Consider the following 18,374-nt stretch of genomic DNA (forward strand, 5'->3'; position numbering starts at 1 on the left):
GAGAGGAATGACTTAAATGAAATATAGTATGAAATGGGACCTAGAATCAATTTATCCAAGTATTGACTCTAGCGAATTGGAAATGGACTTTTCTAAATGGTCAGAAAAAATCGCTAATTTGAGCGAGAAAATCAATCACTGGAATCCAGAACAAGATAAAACAAGCTATGAAACAATGAAATCCATACTGGAAGACCAAAATGCTATGATACCTGAAATCAGCGAAGCTGCCTCCTTTATAAATGGGACTTTATCAGCTGATGTGAAAAACTCAAAAGCTAAAAGCTTGATCGGCCGTTTATCTGTATTGTTTAGTGAGCTCTCCTCAGCAACAGTGCCTTTCTACAAAAAACTAACAGTCATCAGCGACGAAGACTGGTCAAAACTTCTGGCACTAGATTACTTTAAACCTTTTACATTTAATTTAAGTGAGTCTCGTGAACAAGCCAAACAATTATTAAGTGAAAAGGAAGAAAGTCTGTTATCCAAGCTTTCTGTAGATGGTATAAAAGGCTGGGAACAACACTACGACAGTATTGTAGCCAAAATTCAAATACCGGTAACCGATGAAGATGGTGAAACCATCTACTTATCAGCCGGCCAAGCGGAAAACCGTATGTATAACGATCCTGATCCAGCTGTTAGAGCAGACTTATTCGAGAAATGGGAGAAAGCATGGAGTAATCAATCAGAGCTATTCGCTGATACATTGAATCACTTGGCTGGATTTAGATTGACCGACTATAGTGCACATGGCATCAGTGATTTCTTGGAAAGACCATTAGAAGCGAGTCGTATGAAGCATGAAACATTGGATGCAATGTGGCAAGCTATTTCAGACAATAAAAGACCTTTCACTGACTATCTGGCTAGAAAAGCTTCCCTCCTTGGTAAAGAAACATTAGACTGGGTTGATATCGAGGCCCCTGTCTCTGTTGGTAACAACAAACCGTTATCTTACACTTACGATGAAGGTGCGGAATTTATTATTGATAACTTTAAAAAGTTTAGTCATAAAATGGCTGAATTTTCAAAGAATGCCTTTGAAAACAGATGGATCGAAGCAGAGGATCGTCCCGGAAAAGCACCCGGCGGCTACTGTACGAGTTTACCTGTTTCAAAAGAGTCACGGATATTTATGACCTATTCAGACTCACCTGGTGAAGTCGCTACCCTTGCTCATGAACTAGGTCATGCCTTCCACAGCCATGTAATGTTCGACTTACCGTATATGAAGCAAGGCTATGCTATGAACGTTGCTGAAACAGCATCAACCTTTGCAGAATTGATTATTTCGGACGCGACAGTCAAGTCAGCTGAGAATGATGAAGTCAAAATTGCTTTACTGGATAACAAAATCCAGAATGCTTTAGCGATGTTCTTGAATATCCATGCTCGTTTTATCTTTGAGTCAAATTTCTACAAAGAACGTCAAGATGGACTTGTATCCGCAGAACGTTTGAATGAATTAATGGAAGCAGCTCAAAAAGAAGCTTATGATGACAGTTTATCTACCTATCACCCTAGTTTCTGGGCAAGTAAACTTCACTTTTATATTAGTGGAATATCTTTCTATAATTTCCCTTATACATTTGGTTATTTGTTTAGCCTAGGTATCTATGCGAAAGCTTTAGAAACGGGTACAGATTTTGAAGATCAATATATCGCTTTGTTACGAGACACTGGATCTATGTCCACAGAAGACTTAGCAGAAAAACACTTAAACGTAGATTTGACTTCAACAGACTTTTGGGTAAAAGGAATCAATATTTTGAAAGACGATATCGATACTTTTATGAAACTTACGAACAGCTATGTAAAGTAACTAAATAATATAAAACTAAAAAAGCAGTGATCAGAAATTCTGATCACTGCTTTTAATTTTACTATTTTGAATTAATATCTACCGTAACCAATTAATTTAGGTCCCCAGTAACTAGAGTTTACGCTTGTATAAGCAACACCAGAACTAGTTTGAGCGCCAACAAATTGTCCGCCTCCAGCATAGATACCTACGTGAGTAACTCTACCACCAGTACCAAAGAATACTAAGTCTCCGGCTTGAGGGTTTTTTACTTTTTGAGAATTAGCGTATTGCGCACCTGAATTACCAGGAATAGATTTTCCAGCTTGACGGAATACCCAGCTAGTAAATCCTGAACAGTCAAAGGTGTTTGGTCCTTTAGATCCCCAGTCATACTTAGCGCCTAGCTTAGTATCTGCAATAGATTTAAGTGAACTCCAAGACGTACCACTTGCTTTAGGTTCTGGAGCTGTTTCTTTTTTAGGTGCTTCTTGTTTTTTAGGTTCTTCTTTTTTAGCGGGAGCAGGAGCTGCTGCCGGTTGGTTATTTGTATTACTACTAGATTCGTTACTTGAACTAGAAGTGTTACTTGAACTATTATTATTGCTTGAATTAGAGTTACTTGAACTGTTGTTGCTAGAGTTGTTGCTACTTGAAGTAGAAACAGCTGGTTCACTTGAGCTTACACTTGGCGCTGGCGTATTGTTTTGTGCCGGTGCACTAGGAGCTGGTGAAGATGCTGGTTCATTTGAAGCTACTTCTGTATTCTCAATAGATTCATTTGAAGATGAAGTCGATACTTCTTGAGCTGCTGCTGTTTCTTCTTCTTGGGCTTGTTGCGCTGCCGCTGCTTCAGCTACTGCAAGTGCTGCAGCCTCTTCTTCTTCACGTTGACGTTGTTCCGCTGCTTCTTGAGCTGCTTTTGCTGCTTCATCTCTTGCAGTAACTAATTGAACAACTTGCTCTTCTGCTGCTGCTTTTTGAGCTAAGAATTCTGTACGATCTGATTCTGCTGTTGCTTTTTCTGATGCTAATTGAGCAACTAGAACTTCTTGCTCTAATTGTTGTTGCTCTAAATCTGCAGAAACTTGCTCAAGTTCTTCAGCTAAAGCATTTTGTTGAACGATTGTTTGTTCAGTTTTATCTTGCTTCGTTACAACCGCTTCTTTATCTCTAACTTGTGCTTCTACAAGTCTTTTATTTGATTGTACAAGATTTGATACAACGTCAATACGTCCAATTACGTCAGAGATAGATTCAGAGTCTAAAACAAATTCTATGTAATTTGCTGTTTGACCATCTACTTGAATTTTACGTGCTTGTTCTTCTAACTGACCGTTTCTCTTTTCAATCAATGTTTCAAGCGTTGCGATTTCTTCTTGTAAAGTATCATATTCAACTTGTGCTTGCTCAAGACGTGTTACGGCTTCTTTGATAAACGTTTGATTAGTAGAGATATCATTATCAATTTTTGTTAATTCAGCTTGAGTTTTTTCAGATTGTGCTTTCAAAACATCAATTGTCTGATTTAATGAATCAACTTGTTGTCCATTTTCTTCTACTTGAGTCTGCGCTTCGTCGATTTGACCATCAAATTCACTTGCTGATACGATTGGAGCTGAGATCATAGAGCTTAATAATAAAGTAGTCGTTGCTGAGAATAATACTAATTTGCTTTTCACTATTTGCTTCCCTCCAAGAAAGTACTGTTTCGATTTTTTGAATTTAGGTTTAAGTTAATTTAAAATTTATTTTGTTTCGAGATTCAATTTATCCGTTCCTCTTTTATGAGGACTAAAGAGAGTATAGCATTCTTTTAAGATAATTAGATTTCAATCATATTACACTTAAATTTCTTTTTGACTATCTCTAATTACTCTATTGACTGTTTCTTGCAATTTGATTCCCCATCATGTATAATTTTAATGTTTAAGAATGTTAGTCAGACTGGCTATAAATGTTCATCAAGGAGGAACAAATATGAGTAATTACCGTGTATTACTTTATTACAAATATGTAGATATAGAAAATCCAGAACAATTTAGAGATCAACATCTCGAATTATGTAAAAGCCTAAACCTGAAAGGACGTATTCTGGTTTCAGAAGAAGGTATCAATGGAACAGTTTCTGGAACTATCCAGGAAACAGAACAGTATATGGAAGCTATGCGTTCAGATAGTCGCTTTGAGGATACAATGTTTAAGATCGATGAAGCAGATGGGCACAGTTTCAAAAAGATGCATGTCCGCTATCGACCTGAAATCGTTTCTCTTGATCTTGGGGAAGATGATTTGAACCCTAACGAACTTACTGGAGCATACTTAGAGCCTCAAGAGTTTCGTGCTGCACTAGAAGACGAAAATACCATCGTATTAGATGCTCGTAACGACTATGAATTCGATCTAGGTCATTTTAGAGGTGCTATTCGTCCAGATATCAAGAGTTTCAGAGAATTGCCTGAATGGATCAAAGAGAATAAAGAAAAGTTTATGGATAAAAAAGTTGTCACCTACTGTACTGGTGGTGTTCGCTGTGAGAAATTTAGTGGCTGGTTACTCAAAGAAGGCTTTAAGGATGTAGCCCAACTTCATGGTGGTATTCATAACTACGGTACAAACCCTGAAACTCAAGGTGAGCTTTGGGATGGTAAAATGTACGTATTTGATGAAAGAATCAGTGTAGAAATTAACCGTAAAGAAAAAACGGTGATTGCTAGAGACTGGTTTGACAACACACCTTGCGAACGTTACATCAACTGTGGCAATCCATTCTGTAACCGTCAAATCATTTCTTCTGAAGACAATGAAGACAAATACCTTAGAGGATGCACGCATGACTGTCGTATCTCACCTGAGAACCGTTATGTAAAAGAGCATAATCTAAGCCGAGAAGAAGTTGCAGAAAAACTTACTGCAATTGGAGAAAAGTTACCCGAAACTGTCTAAAAGTTATTCGAACAATCCTTTATCAACAGACTGCCTGATTATTTTCAGTATGCCTATTGTTAAAGGATTGTTTTTATAAACAATATCGAACGCACATTCCCTTTTTAGAAATTTCATCATTAGAGTCTATGCCTCGATATATCGTACTAGTTTCACTTTTTTCCCCTATTTGCTATAATGTAGCAAGCCATACATTGTTTATTATTATATACAAAGGAGTCCGAAATGAAGCGATCTGAACATAAAAATAAAGAAAAAACAGAAGAGACTTCTTCAAAGCAAGGATTTTTTTATTACTTTGATATCTCTTATCGAGTTATCAAGACCCTTGTCGTACTATTTTTTGTCACTCTATTGATTGGAGGTTCTCTCGGAACCGGTGCAGCTATTGGATATTTTGCTTCACTTGTAGATGACAGCGAAATTCCTGAATATAGTGAAATGGAGTCTCAAATCGATGACTTCGTTATAAAATCCACCATGTATTATGCGGGTGGTGAGGTGATCAGTGATGTTCGAAGCGATTTAATTCGTACGTCAATTGATTTGGATCAAATGTCTACTTATGTAAAAGATGCCATCATTGCAACTGAAGATGAATACTTCTATGAGCATAATGGAATTGTTCCCAAAGCCGTTGCCAGAGCACTCGTACAAGATTTAACAAATAGTGCTTCAAGTTCGGGTGGTTCTACCCTTACTCAGCAGCTTATTAAACAACAACTTGTAGGAAGCGAAGTTTCTCACTCCAGAAAAGCCAATGAGATTTTGCTCGCCATGAGACTTGAGAATGCTTTGTCAAAAGATGATATCTTGCAAGCTTACTTGAATATTTCTCCATTTGGTCGTAATAACAAAGGTCAAAATATTGCAGGTGTTCAAGAAGCCGCTCGAGGTATTTTTGGTATTCCAGCCTCTGATCTGACCCTTCCGCAAGCTGCATTTATTGCTGGGTTACCACAAAGTCCAATTAGCTATAGTCCGTACACTCAAACAGGAGATCTCAAAGAGGACCAAACTTACGGACTAAGACGATTAAATGAAGTGCTGTTCCGTATGTTCCGCGAGGGCTATATCAATGAAGATGAATATAACGAAGCAATCAACTATGATGTTACACAAGACTTTATCCAAAAAGAAGCTAACGATGGTGATGAAATCTCTTATGTTTATGATCTAGCCATTAAAGAATCTACTAAGATTCTCGCTCAAGAATTTATTAAGCAAGATGAAGTCAGCGCTGAAACATTAGCAGCTGATGAAAATTTAAGAGACGAGTATAATGACCGTGCTGAGTCTGCATTGAGAAATGGTGGTTATAAGGTTTATACAACCATTGACCGTGACGTTCATCAAGCAGTGGAACAAGTTGTAGCTGAGCAAGTTGATACATTAGGATCTGAAAGAACTTATACCTACGTGGATGCTGACGATGTTACGCAAACTGCGACTATGCCAATACAAGTTAGTGGATCGTTGATTGATAACGCTACTGGAAAAGTTCTTTCCTTTATAGGCGGGCGTGATTACGATTCATCAGTATATAATCGAGCATTTGAAGCAGATCGAAGTCCTGGTTCCATCATTAAACCGCTCGCTACTTTTGGACCTGCATTAGACGTTGGGTTGATAACGCCCGCTACAATTATTCCAGATACTCCTGTTACCTTCCCTATTCCAGGAAGCGAGGATTACGAACCAACCAATGCTGGTCCTATAACCAATCGCTGGATGACTGCTAGAGAAGCTTTAACGATTTCTCAAAATATTCCTACACTTAAGATTTACAATGAATTAAGAGAACAGGTTAACCCAGTTGAATATATGAATAGAATGGGTATCGATGAAATTCCCGCTGATGCTTATAGTCAGAACCTTTCTACTGCTATTGGTGGTGTAAGTAATGGACCGGCACCAGTAGATTTGATTAGTGCTTTTTCAAGTATTGCCAATAACGGAACCCACGTAGACCCTTATGTAATTGAAAAGATTGAAGATAGTTCTGGCGAAGCTATATTCCAGCATCAAACTGAAGAAACACAAGTATGGAGTCCTCAAACCAATTATCTTTTATTAGACATTTTAAGAGATGTTCATACTGATGGAACAGCTAGAGGAACAATTAGTCAACTGAATTTTGATTCCGACTGGATTTCTAAAACGGGTACATCGGGTACGTCTGATAAAGTCGATGATATCTGGTATATCGGTAGTACACCTAGAATCACATTTGGAACATGGATTGGTTATGATAATAAAGTCGTTGGTTTAATTGACGAGTTTGGACAATCCGCAAGTTTAAGAAATCGAAACTTCTGGGCTAAAGTCGTTAATCGCGTTTATGAGACAAAACCAGAACTATTAGGCGCTGGTGAACAGTATGCTCAACCAGAAAACATTGTTCAACAATCTGTTCTTAGCCAAACAGGTATGTTACCTGGTACAGTTGACCTTCCTGGTGGCGGCACACGTTCTATATCTGGTGAAACCTTCACTGAGTATTTTAACACTGCCCACCTGCCTCAAACGACCACTTATGATTTTGCAATTGGTGCTACTGATGAAGAATTAAGTGAGTTCTGGGGATCTGCAGGATCAGATAACACAGAAGATGACACAAATAGCTCGGATGAAGATGAGGACCCTTCCCCTGCTCCGAATACGAATGAAACAAACGAATCTGTACCTTCAGAAGAATCGGAACCGGATCCAGAACCTCAAGAGCAAGAAAGTCAAGAACCACCGGAAACAGCTGAACCGGAACAAGAGGTAGAACCAGAAACAGAACCTGAACCAAATCCTGAAGAAAACACAGAAACCGAAGAGCCTAATGAAAATAATGAAGAAACGACGGTTCCCGAAGAGCCTGAAGAAGAACCAGACAATTCAGATGAAGAAAACGGCGGAACGGCCCCGCCTCAAGAGCCAGATGATGGTGAGGAAGAACCACCAGAAACTCCTCCATCAGAAGAAGAGTCACCTGACTCAGAAGCTCCAACTGACGAACCAGAAACAGAGTAAAAAAAAGACTTGAGGAAAAATCCTCAAGTCTTTTTTATGTGTTAATCTTCTTTAGTTGTTCCTTTATCTGCGATGTGGAAAGGAAGTGTAATGGTCTTTTCATCCACTTCTTCTTTGTTCATCAATTTAGTTAATAGGCGCATAGATACTGCCCCAATATCATATAGAGGCTGAACAATCGTACTTAATTTAGGGCGTGTCATGTCTGTTAATTTAGAATTATTCGAAGTAATCAATTCAAAATCTTCTGGAACATTTACGTTTCTATCAAGAGCTGCATTCAAAACCCCAACTGCTAATTCATCATCTGCCACTACAGCAGCTGTAGCACCTGCTTTTGAAATTTGTTCGTAAACCGCATCTCCAACTTTATAGGTGTATTCAGATTGGACAACCAACTCTTCATCATACTCGATGCCTGCTTCTTTCAAGGCTTCTTTATATCCTTCGAGACGGTATTGACCATTAATCGGTTCATCATGGCTTTCAGATATGAAAGATACTTTTTTATGTCCTCTTTCAATCAAAGTTGAAACGCTCTCTTTAGTCGCTGATTTGTAATCAATATTCACGCTACCAACTTGGCCGTCTGGATCAACTGTTCCGGCTAAAACAACTGGTGTACGAGAACGAGAAAATTCTGCTCGTAATTCTTCAGTAATTTTATTTCCCATGAAAATAACACCATCAACTTGTTTAGCAAGAAGTGTATTCAGTACTTGAACTTCTTTTTGTTCGTTCTCATCTGAATTCGCTAGGATAATATTGTATTTATACATTGTCGCGATATCATCAATTCCTCTAGCTAAGGAAGAAAAGTAAAGATTTGTAACGTCTGGAATAATAACGCCCACCGTTGTTGTTTTCTTACTAGCTAATCCTCTGGCCACTGCATTGGGTCTGTAGTCTAAGCGGTCAATAACATCCAACACTTTTTTTCTAGTTGTAGGTTTTACATTAGGATTACCATTAACTACTCGAGATACTGTTGCCATAGATACTCCAGCTTCTCTAGCTACGTCATAAATTGTAATTGTTTGTTTATCCATCGTTTTCTCCTTTTAGTTTCTTAGTTTTTATAAGATTTTTTAAGTCGTTTACACATCATGCGCAAAGTATACCATTCTATCTATTTATAACTTTAGCAAAGCATGAAAGAGATTTCAAGAACAAATATACTATTTTCATGAAATTTTCTCAACTTTTTTCAGAAAAGGCTTACTTTATTTATTATGTCCTCTCATTATAATCATGTTACAATGGAAATATCAACTAATATGTAGGAGACGATGTATTTTATGAATCAGCCGATGCAAAAATTGAAAACTAAAATGACTGAACTAGAACTCGACTTGATCTATATAGATGAACCTAATCTTGTAGGGTACTTTACTGGATTTGAAAGCGATCCTCATGAACGCGTGCTTGCATTATTTTTAGTGAATGACAAAGATTTTCTTTTCACTCCTAATTTAGAAGCTAAAGACGCTGAAACTCTTTCTTCTATCGAAACCATTGTTAGCTATAAAGATGAAGAAAATCCTTGGTCAGTGATTGAATCTCACTTGTCTTCGTATGATCAGCCAATTAAAAAAATGGGGATCATTGAAAACAGTTTAACGGTGGAACGCTACAATTACTTAATGCATAGTACAAATGCTGCTGAAACGATGGATATTTCTTCTGCTATTCAAGGTATACAACTGATTAAAACTACAGATGAAATCAATAAAATGAAATATGCTGGAAAAATGGCAGACAAGGCATTAGAAATTGGTATGAATGCCTTGAAGGTTGGAATTAGCGAGCAGGAAGTCGTAGCGGAAATTGAATACGAAATGAAAAAGCGTGGCATTTCTGAGATGAGCTTTCAAACGATGGTTTTATTCGGCGATCATGCAGGTAGTCCTCATGGTAATCCTGGTGAAAGAACCTTGAAAGAGCATGAATTCGTGTTGTTTGATTTGGGCGTCGTTGCCGAAGGATATACAAGTGATGTAACACGTACGGTAGCATTCAAGTCCGTTTCTCAAGAACAAAAAGATATTTATGAAGTTGTTTTATCTGCTCAAAAAGCCGCTCAAGCTGCTGTCAAACCTGGCATTACTACTGGAGAATTAGATGAAATAGCACGTTCTATTATTGAAGAAGCGGGTTATGGTGATTTCTTCACGCATCGTTTAGGACACGGTTTAGGTAAAACCGTTCATGAATACCCTAGTTTATCTAAAGGATCTACAATGGTTGTTGAAGAAGGCATGTGCTTTTCTCTAGAACCCGGTATTTATATTGAAAATCAGATTGGTGTTCGTATTGAAGACTGCATCTATGTAACAGCTGACGGTTGCATCCCTTTTACTCGTACGAATAAAAATCTAATCACAATATAGTCAAAAAACGAAATCGAGACTTGAATCTTCAATACAAAGCACGCTCCTACTTTGTCAGGTAACATACTTGATAAAGTAGGAGTGTGCTTCTTTTTATATTATTTTACATTCGATAGTGTATCTTTAACCGTATCTTCTGTATTTTTTTTGAGAACTGAAATCTTTCCATCAGTTTCCAGTATAACTGCAGATACGGATTCCATTGAATCTACACCTTGTGAACGTACGGCTTGTAATATTTCAGATTTAGAAATTCTTTCTTTTTTCATTTGTCTGTTATCGTATTGATCATCATAATAAATTAGTGTTGGTTTTGATTTCAATAAGTTATTGACTGTTTCGGAGCGAACAGATAGCCAAGTTGAAATGAACTGCAGGCCAACTAGTAAAAAGAACGTAGTGACTCCTTGCCAAAGATTCGTTTGGTTGTTGATTAGAAGACTTGAAACAGTAGACCCTAATGCAACAGTAACAACAAAGTCAAAAGCATTCATTTTCGACAATGTGCGCTTACCTGATATCCGTAAAACAATTATCATTAAAACATAGAAACAAATTCCGACTAGTAGTAATCTAGTAAATTCTTCTAGTGTCATATTTTTCACCCCTTCTTATTTAACGTTTCATATACAGAAAAAAGAGACGCACATAGTATTGCGTGCATCTCTTTTAATACTAAGTTTTTATTGATTAGATCCCTACGTTAGTATTTGTTGTCTCTTTATCGTCGTTACCATTTTCTTTTGTTTGTTCAGTACTTGTATTTGCAGATTTCTGTCCTTTGCTTTCGCTATCAGACATTTTCTTTTCATCATAGTCAAATGACATCGTACGTGACTCTGCACCTTCAACATTTGAATTGTACTTATCAGATTCTTCAGATTCTTCTTTACCACCTTTGATGGTGTCTTTAGCATTTTCTGCCATAGAAGAAGCTTCATTTTTTATATCGTCTAAAGTACTTTTGTTTTGATCTTTATTTTTACCATATGAATCAGCTACTTGTTCATACGTTTTTTTAGCGTTCTCAACATACTCAGTACCAGTTTTTTGAGCAGTATCTTTTAAATCCATGCCTTTTTCTTTTGCAATATCTGCATAATCTTTTACTTGGCTTTTAGCACGGTCAGTTTGTTGAGTTAAGTCTTCGCGAAGCTCTTTACCAGATTTTGGTGCAAATAATAATGCACTTACTCCTGCAATTGCTGCTCCAACGATTGTTCCTAGTAAAAATCCTTCTGATCTATCTTGTTTTCCCATGATTATATGCTCTCCTTCTAAATTCTATTCTATAACAAAATTTGTGTATTGAGATCCCTAACCATCGTCTAGATTATTAGATCACAATTATTTAGCTATGGTATTACTGACTTTTTTCGCTACACCCATTTTTGCTCCACGCTTAGATGCGCCAGCTAGATGAGTTGTTAAATTTCTTGTAGAATCGTTCAAGCTAGAAACCGAAATTCCTAAATCTCCTACTGCTTTGAATACTGGATCTGTAAGACTTAACTTACCATTCACGTCGTTAAGAGTTGTATTTGTTTTATTTAACAATCCCTCAACTTCGATCAGTAAATGATCTGCATCCTTAGTGATCGTTCCAATACTTTTATTGGCTTCTTCAATTGTCGTATTTAATTCTGATACAACGCTTGCTACTTTGAATAATACGTAACAAAGTCCTAATACCAGAACAGCAAATGCTACAGCGGCAATCAAAGCAGCGATTTCTCCACCTGTCATAACTATCCCTCTTTCCTTTTTTGATTACAAAATAAGAATACCACTCTCCAAATCTAAAAAGCAAATAGTAAGATTGTTAATTTCCATACAGGCACAAAATGCCTAGTATTAAATAAACGTTTTTGTTTAAAAGAGTCGATACAAAAGAGCACGATTGGTTTATAATTGTCTATATTAAACAAACATAAAAGGAGTGAAAACATGCAAAAAGCAGATCCAACTTCCAAAAAAAGAAAGCGATTCAATAAGAAAGTATTTTATAGTATTACCGGTACTTTAACAGTACTATTCGTTGTTTTAGCTACTTTTTACATAAATTATATGAACTACTGGCCTTTTAATAACGATAAGATCAGTGGACTACCTGATGGACATATTCGAGCGGTTAATCAAGAACATAACTCTTTGAGTTTATTAAGTCATCAGTATGGAAGCTATGAAGTAAACTTTAAAGGATCTGAAATTGGTTTTAGATTGGCTCAATATCATAACGGCGAAATGGTTGAAGATACTAAATTGGGTACACTTACTATCGAAGGTGATACTGATCTTAATGGTAAAATTGATTATGCAATAACTAGTAATTCAGAATCTGACGAAGAAATTAGTTTGAAATTTGATGAGATTCATACTCAAATAAACTTATCAGGAATGGGAATTAAATCAAGTGAGTCACTTGGTACTTCAATAAACTTTGAAGATAGCTTAGCTTCAGCATATTACGTCTCTGAAGAACCAGTGGAATTAATATCTGGTAACTCCCATTAATTGCTTGGAGTTCAGGAGGAATTATGGTCTTAGAAATCAATGATGATTTTCCAAAAAACGAGTCTGAAAATAGAGAAACTTATATCGCTTTATATTTAGATACTAAGTAAATTTTACTTTCTATAATCAATGGAAAAACATTTGAAACTTTGGTACAATCATTCTATTGTTTGTAAGCAAAGGAATACCATGTTAAAGGAGTTTTTAAATGTTTTTAGCAACAAGTGATCCGGTAAAAGGAATTGAAAAAGGAATTGATGATCAACTCAAAGGATTTAGCAAGATTTGGAACGATATTGAATGGGATACTATTATGGTTAACGGAGTTCTTCTTTTACTGAAGATTCTATTCAGTGTCATATTATTTTTCATCTTAAAAAAAATCGGCAGTGTAGTGATTGAAACTGTCTTTAAAAAGTATATTAAGGAGAAACATACTGTACCCAATCGATACAATACTCTCTATAAGCTAAGTAAAAATTTATATAATTCAATACTCTACTTCTTTTTAATTTATGCAATACTAGAATTGATGGGTATTCCTGTTGGTACTTTAGTAGCCGGAGCCGGAGTTATTGGTTTAGCACTCTCTCTTGGTGCTCAAGGATTTGTATCAGATATCGTTAATGGCTTTATGATTTTACTTGAAAAACAACTAGATGTTGGTGATGTAGTCAAAATCAACGATATCATGGGCGTTGTAGAAGATGTGAATCTTAAAACGACGAAATTGAAAGATTTTGATGGAACGATCCACTTTATTCCTAACCGTGCCATCACAGTAATCAGTAACCGTTCAAGAGCCGACATGAGGGTTATGCTTGAAATCAGGTTATTTCCGAATACCAATCTTGATCACGTTAGAACCATCATTGAAGATGTGAATACTAAATTCATTCCTCAATATGAAGAGATCACTGTTAAGCCGACGAACATTTCTTTCGTGCCTGTAGGTTCTGGCCAAACTGCTGTCCAGATCATTATGTATACCAAAGCGGGTACAGAATTTGCGATTCGAAATACATTTTATGAAAAATATGTGGATGCTCTTTCAAAAGAAGGCATCGATCTTCCGAAAATCAATATGGATTTAGCTTCTCAATAAAAAAATGGACGAATCGATAACCGATTCGTCCATTTTTTCTATTTTTGTGTTTCCGTTTTGCTTTTTTCTGTTACATTATACATACGCTCAAATTCATGGGCGATACGATTCGTACCTTTCAAAATTTCACTTCTAGTAATGATTCCTTTAAAAGTTTTCTCTTCATCGATTACTGTAATAAACGCATGATTTACTAACATATGCAGCACATTTTCTAATTCAAAATCTTCGTAAACAAATGGAAAATCTTTCTCCATGATTTCTTCTACCATGATTTCTCCAAGCTTTTCGAAATGAACATCTTCTATGTCCATTATGGCATGCATGATGGATGGCATAGAAACGAGCCCTTTCATTCTAGACTTTTCATCTAATACTGGTACGACCGCATATTTGTCTGTTGTCAGAATAAGTAAAGCGTGGTTTAATCGATTCTTTGTTCCTACGACAGCAACTTGTTCTGCCGGTTTTACTAGCTGGTTATCCTGATCAATTAATAAGGATTTGATTTTCTCACCGATCATAATTTCACTCCTTGTAAACGTTATTATCCTTTTACTATTTTACTACCTTCTTTGTAGATACACTAACTTTATCTAGAAATAAGAGAAGATTCTTAGATTCTTTTTTAACAAACTTAACTTATCTTATCTAAAAGTATTGATTTACTGCAAAAATTGTATTTAGCTCTGTTTCATTCAATAGATTTCAGCACAGAAAAAGAGAGTAGACAGATCTACCCTCTCTAAATTCAATACTTAGACTCAAAAGCTATAGAGTGATTTTTTTGGATAACTGGTCTAGCTTATTATGATCGGTATCGTAATAAGTGACTTCTCCAGTTTTCCCGTCCATGTCTACTATTGCGTAACTACCTTTATTGATAGGGCCTCTTGGTTGAGTTAAACTCCCCGGGTTAATGAAGTAGATACCTTCTTCCTCATCTACTCTAGGTATATGCGTATGGCCATAAAATACAAGTTTCACATCTTCTTTTTGTGCTTCTCGTTTTAATGCCTCAAAAGAGGTCTTAACATTGTGTAAGTGACCATGTGCGATAAGTAGCTTCTGGTTATAAAAGGTTTCTACTCTTGTCTCTGGGAAAGCATCTGTTCTATCCATATTTCCTTTAACAGTATGATAATTCTGCCACAACGGATTTTCTTCATCAAATTCTGAATCTCCGCAATGAACCCAAATTTCTACTTGTTCTGAATAAATTGATAAAATTTCTTCCATAAAATAACGATCTCCGTGATTATCACTTACTGCTAATATCCTCATTGAGTCTGCTCCTTAAGTTAATTTGATATCCATTCTGTTAGAACTTTTTCTAATTTCTTAACTGCAAGTGCTCTGTGACTGATTTCATTTTTTTCGGCTTCTGATAACTCACCAAGCGTTTTGTCTTTTTCTGGTACATAAAACAATGAATCGTAGCCAAATCCATTGTTTCCTCTAGGAATACCGAGTATTCTACCTTCTAATTCTGCTTCTATTGTTAAACTTTCTTTATCTGGTGCTGCTAATGCTAGCGTACAGTGAAATTGAGCTGTTCTTTCTCTTTCAGGCATTTCAGCCAACTCACCTAATAGTTTTGCGTTATTTCGAGCATCGTTCTTATCTTCTCCCGCAAATCTAGCAGAATAGATTCCTGGCTGTCCATGAAGAATATCTACTTTTAGGCCTGAGTCATCCGAAAGGACCATTGTTCCCAGTGCTTTAGAAATACTTTCTGCTTTTAATAAAGCATTCTCCGCAAAGGTCTCTCCAGTTTCTTCAACACTTTCAAGATCTGGATAATCATGTAATGTCCGAATTTCGAGTCCTCTTTTTTCAAATATAGATTTGAATTCTGCAGCTTTACCTTTGTTTTCTGTTGCGATTACAATATAGTTCTGTTTATCTTGAGTCATGTTTTAATTTAGTTCCTTTCAATCTATTAATAGAGACATGTTCTACTGAACATTCGTTTAATTCTAACCATTCCGATGCAATGTCTTTGAACATATTCACAGAACCGGTAGTATAAAATTTACGTTCATTAGGATGGTCTGACTTTTCTTCGGCCATATCATAATAATCTAATAGCACGCTGACTTCATTAACCGTTTCAGCACCAGAATCAATCAACGTAACCGAGTCTCCCATAACGTTTTGAATCAGTGGTCTTAATAAAGGGTAATGTGTGCAACCTAACACGAGTGTATCCACTTTTTTCCTTCTTAGATCTTGGAGACTTTCTGTAACGACCTTTTTGGCAATCGAGCTACTAAACTGGTTACTTTCTATCAAAGGTACGAATTTTGGACAAGCTTCACTAAATACTTCTGTATTTGCTAGTTTTTTAGTTATGGCCTTTTTGTATTCGCCCGAACGTATCGTTCCTTCAGTACCAATGACACCAATTCGATTAAGTTTTGTAGTTTTGATCGCAGCTCTACTACCCGGCAAAATCACACCGATTACAGGAATATCCAATTCTTTTTTCAATTCTGTTAGTGCAGCTGCGGTAGCTGTATTACAAGCTATAATAAGCATTTTGATGTTTTTTTCTAGTAAGAACTTTGTAAGATCCCAAGTAAATTCTTTAACCTGTTCTTCTGGTCTTGGACCATAGGGACACCTGGCAGTATCTCCTATATAATAAAAAGATTCATTCGGCAATTGTTTCATCGCTTCTTTCATGACAGTGAGTCCACCAACACCTGAATCAAGTAACCCTATCGCTTGTTTTATCATTTTCTGACAACCTTCTTAAACCATACTTTGATAAGTCAGTTTACCTAGTATCGTTATGTTCTTGACCTAAACTTATTGCTCAGGTCAACTTTATAATACACTATATTTTCCCTCTTTTACACAAAAATCGCAAGTAGAACGTCGTATAGAAATTATATTCATTATAAAATCTTAATGAGATAACCTTCACTCATTTAGGTGATTAGCTTTTAATTTTGTTAGAAAAGATAGCGCATCTGCGTTATAATAGTTTAGATAAGAATAGTAAATGTTTGAGGTGAGTTAATTTTGACAGAACAAAACAATGAACAGCAGTTTCAGGCAATTACTCTATTAAGAGATCAATTGCTTCCAAATCTTTTGGGTAATGACATAAATGACATCTTATATTGGGCAGGAAAAGAACTTGCCCGCAAAAATCCTTCCGAAGATGAAGCGTCTCTATTTTTAAAATTTGAGGAAAATGGCTTTGGAGAATTAACCTTTGTTAGTGAAAAAAAACAAACGCGTGAGTATGTATTATCGGGAGAAATTATAGAAGCTAGACTACGTAAAGATGCGTCTGTTTCATTCTCGCTTGAAGCAGGATTTTTAGCACAGCAACTTCAAGATATTCATCAGCTTTTCACTGAAGCGATTTTTGAAGTTAAACCTAAAAAGAAACAAGCTTATTTGCATATCCAAACGGATCCAAAAGAACCTATTTTGTAATGATAGTGATGATAAGTCAATTCTTTCTGAGTCAAAATATTACTCAGTTTTGGATTGTCTTATTTTTATACAAAAAAAAGCGTTCAAAAATCAAGCTAAAAGATTAGCTAAATTTTCAAAAACTCTTGATTAGTTTACTATTCAGTTTTCAATCAAGTTCTACAAATTTACATTTAGACTTACGCTGTTTAGAGTGATTTCAGTACCCTCTTCATCGAATCGGACAAATCTGACAATTCTAGCATTCCAAGACATCAAATCTTGTAAGGAAAAATCATTCTTTCTCAACACGACATCCAAAGGACAATCAATCTCATCATCGGCGTTACGGAAAACATCTCTTGCTTCTACTGTAAGATGTACGGTTCTGTCTTTGCACTCAACGACATACCCATATTTTAAAGCATCTTCCAGTTCAGTCTTAAGGGTTCTGTTTTGGGTCATTATTGCTCACTCCGTTTCTTCCTTAAGTGGACATATAATAGGCATTTCTTGCTTTCGAAGAATAATTCATTTCAATTTCAATCGGACTATATTAACATTGTTACAACCCGAGTGATCTTAAACAAATCTTCTTAATTATATATCGTTAAAATTATTTTAGCTCAAATCTTTTAAAATTGATACCCATTGGACGAATTAGATGATATTTGTTATTTAGCTGTTGAAAAGCCGACACATTTAAAACCCAATAAATAGTGATACTTTAGCACTAAAAAAACAGTCCGTTATTTAATTTCACTGTAAAGAGTACTAGTACAACTAGCGACCCTTTATATCAGCAGATTAAATAAGGACTGTTTCTCAGTATCTCTCTTAAGTTTTACTTGTGTTTAGCAAGTGCAGACTCAATTTGTTCTTTACTGTGATAACCAATTAATTTCTCCACAACTTCTCCATCTTTTTTAACTAATAGCGTTGGGATACTCATAATTCCAAATTTACCTGGCGTTTCAGGGTTTGCATCAACGTCCATTTTATAATATGAAACGTCTCCTGCTGACTCTTCATCTAATTGATCGATAACTGGTGATTGCATACGACAAGGTCCACACCAAGTTGCCCAGAAATCAACTAATGTTAATCCTGCGTCTGTTTGTTCTTCAAAAGTATTATCTGTTAATTCTTTAACCATAATGAT

The 18,374-nt window shown here is 36.1% G+C and carries 17 protein-coding genes and 1 pseudogene; 7 read left to right on the plus strand and 11 right to left on the minus strand.

The features are described from left to right. Positions 1–16 precede the first annotated feature (16 nt). Entirely contained in the window at positions 17–1,825 is a 1,809-nt protein-coding gene (locus tag VXN63_RS04520; RefSeq protein ID WP_327756785.1) for a M3 family oligoendopeptidase, read from the plus strand. A 71-nt stretch (positions 1,826–1,896) separates the two neighbouring features. Here the strand turns inward: VXN63_RS04520 and VXN63_RS04525 are convergent, their stop codons facing one another. Then, complete coding sequence (locus VXN63_RS04525; RefSeq protein ID WP_327756786.1) at positions 1,897–3,486, minus strand: C40 family peptidase; 1,590 nt, start codon at positions 3,484–3,486, stop codon at positions 1,897–1,899. A 298-nt stretch (positions 3,487–3,784) separates the two neighbouring features. On the opposite strand from VXN63_RS04525, the gene trhO reads away from it, so the two are divergent. After that, complete coding sequence (trhO, locus tag VXN63_RS04530; RefSeq protein ID WP_327756787.1) at positions 3,785–4,750, plus strand: oxygen-dependent tRNA uridine(34) hydroxylase TrhO; 966 nt, start codon at positions 3,785–3,787, stop codon at positions 4,748–4,750. 225 nt (positions 4,751–4,975) lie between these two features. Next, the gene (locus VXN63_RS04535; protein WP_327756788.1) at positions 4,976–7,771 is read left to right on the plus strand and encodes a transglycosylase domain-containing protein; all 2,796 of its coding nucleotides are present in this window, start codon (positions 4,976–4,978) and stop codon (positions 7,769–7,771) included. 41 nt (positions 7,772–7,812) lie between these two features. On the opposite strand, the gene ccpA is transcribed toward VXN63_RS04535, so the two are convergent. Further along, positions 7,813–8,820 carry a catabolite control protein A gene (ccpA, locus tag VXN63_RS04540; RefSeq protein ID WP_327756789.1) on the minus strand — a complete coding sequence of 336 codons (1,008 nt, stop codon included), beginning with the start codon at positions 8,818–8,820 and terminating at the stop codon, positions 7,813–7,815. A 249-nt stretch (positions 8,821–9,069) separates the two neighbouring features. Here ccpA and VXN63_RS04545 point away from each other — a divergent pair, with 249 nt between their 5' ends. Further along, positions 9,070–10,161 (plus strand): M24 family metallopeptidase, encoded by a 1,092-nt coding sequence (locus VXN63_RS04545; RefSeq protein ID WP_327756790.1) that lies wholly within the window; start codon positions 9,070–9,072, stop codon positions 10,159–10,161. Positions 10,162–10,259: 98 nt separating this feature from the next. Here VXN63_RS04545 and VXN63_RS04550 read toward each other — a convergent pair whose 3' ends face one another. From VXN63_RS04550 to VXN63_RS04560, 3 genes are all read right to left on the minus strand, one after another. Further along, the gene (locus tag VXN63_RS04550; protein WP_327756791.1) at positions 10,260–10,757 is read right to left on the minus strand and encodes a DUF421 domain-containing protein; all 498 of its coding nucleotides are present in this window, start codon (positions 10,755–10,757) and stop codon (positions 10,260–10,262) included. A gap of 94 nt (positions 10,758–10,851) precedes the next feature. After that, positions 10,852–11,421, minus strand: coding sequence for a YtxH domain-containing protein (locus tag VXN63_RS04555; protein ID WP_327756792.1), 570 nt, complete (start codon positions 11,419–11,421; stop codon positions 10,852–10,854). 87 nt (positions 11,422–11,508) lie between these two features. Then, entirely contained in the window at positions 11,509–11,907 is a 399-nt protein-coding gene (locus VXN63_RS04560) for a DUF948 domain-containing protein (protein ID WP_225743588.1), read from the minus strand. Positions 11,908–12,108: 201 nt separating this feature from the next. Here VXN63_RS04560 and VXN63_RS04565 point away from each other — a divergent pair, with 201 nt between their 5' ends. Both VXN63_RS04565 and VXN63_RS04570 read left to right on the plus strand, forming a co-directional pair. After that, complete coding sequence (locus VXN63_RS04565) at positions 12,109–12,675, plus strand: hypothetical protein (protein ID WP_327756793.1); 567 nt, start codon at positions 12,109–12,111, stop codon at positions 12,673–12,675. A gap of 208 nt (positions 12,676–12,883) precedes the next feature. Next, entirely contained in the window at positions 12,884–13,780 is an 897-nt protein-coding gene (locus VXN63_RS04570) for a mechanosensitive ion channel family protein (protein WP_327756794.1), read from the plus strand. Between the two features lie 38 nt (positions 13,781–13,818). On the opposite strand, the gene cbpB is transcribed toward VXN63_RS04570, so the two are convergent. From cbpB to racE, 4 genes and pseudogenes are all read right to left on the minus strand, one after another. Beyond that, positions 13,819–14,304, minus strand: coding sequence for a cyclic-di-AMP-binding protein CbpB (gene cbpB / locus VXN63_RS04575; protein WP_327756795.1), 486 nt, complete (start codon positions 14,302–14,304; stop codon positions 13,819–13,821). A 247-nt stretch (positions 14,305–14,551) separates the two neighbouring features. Beyond that, a complete protein-coding gene (locus VXN63_RS04580; RefSeq protein ID WP_327756796.1) occupies positions 14,552–15,064 on the minus strand; it encodes a metallophosphoesterase family protein in 513 nt (170 codons plus the stop codon). Positions 15,065–15,081: 17 nt separating this feature from the next. Beyond that, positions 15,082–15,678 (minus strand): annotated as a pseudogene (locus VXN63_RS04585) (XTP/dITP diphosphatase); the annotation flags it as partial. A gap of 4 nt (positions 15,679–15,682) precedes the next feature. Then, positions 15,683–16,522 carry a glutamate racemase gene (gene racE / locus VXN63_RS04590; RefSeq protein WP_327756798.1) on the minus strand — a complete coding sequence of 280 codons (840 nt, stop codon included), beginning with the start codon at positions 16,520–16,522 and terminating at the stop codon, positions 15,683–15,685. A 288-nt stretch (positions 16,523–16,810) separates the two neighbouring features. Between racE and VXN63_RS04595 the strand changes: the two genes are divergently transcribed. Then, complete coding sequence (locus VXN63_RS04595; protein ID WP_327756799.1) at positions 16,811–17,233, plus strand: DUF2507 domain-containing protein; 423 nt, start codon at positions 16,811–16,813, stop codon at positions 17,231–17,233. 159 nt (positions 17,234–17,392) lie between these two features. Here the strand turns inward: VXN63_RS04595 and VXN63_RS04600 are convergent, their stop codons facing one another. Next, positions 17,393–17,677, minus strand: a complete 285-nt coding sequence (locus VXN63_RS04600) for a hypothetical protein (RefSeq protein WP_327756800.1) — start codon at positions 17,675–17,677, stop codon at positions 17,393–17,395. A 379-nt stretch (positions 17,678–18,056) separates the two neighbouring features. Continuing rightward, on the minus strand, positions 18,057–18,368 hold the full coding sequence (gene trxA, locus VXN63_RS04605) for a thioredoxin (protein WP_327756801.1): 312 nt from the start codon (positions 18,366–18,368) through the stop codon (positions 18,057–18,059). Between the last annotated feature and the right edge of the window lie 6 nt (positions 18,369–18,374).

It is taken from the genome of Marinilactibacillus sp. XAAS-LB27 (assembly GCF_036039175.1).
Classification (GTDB): Bacteria; Bacillota; Bacilli; order Lactobacillales; family Carnobacteriaceae_A; genus Marinilactibacillus.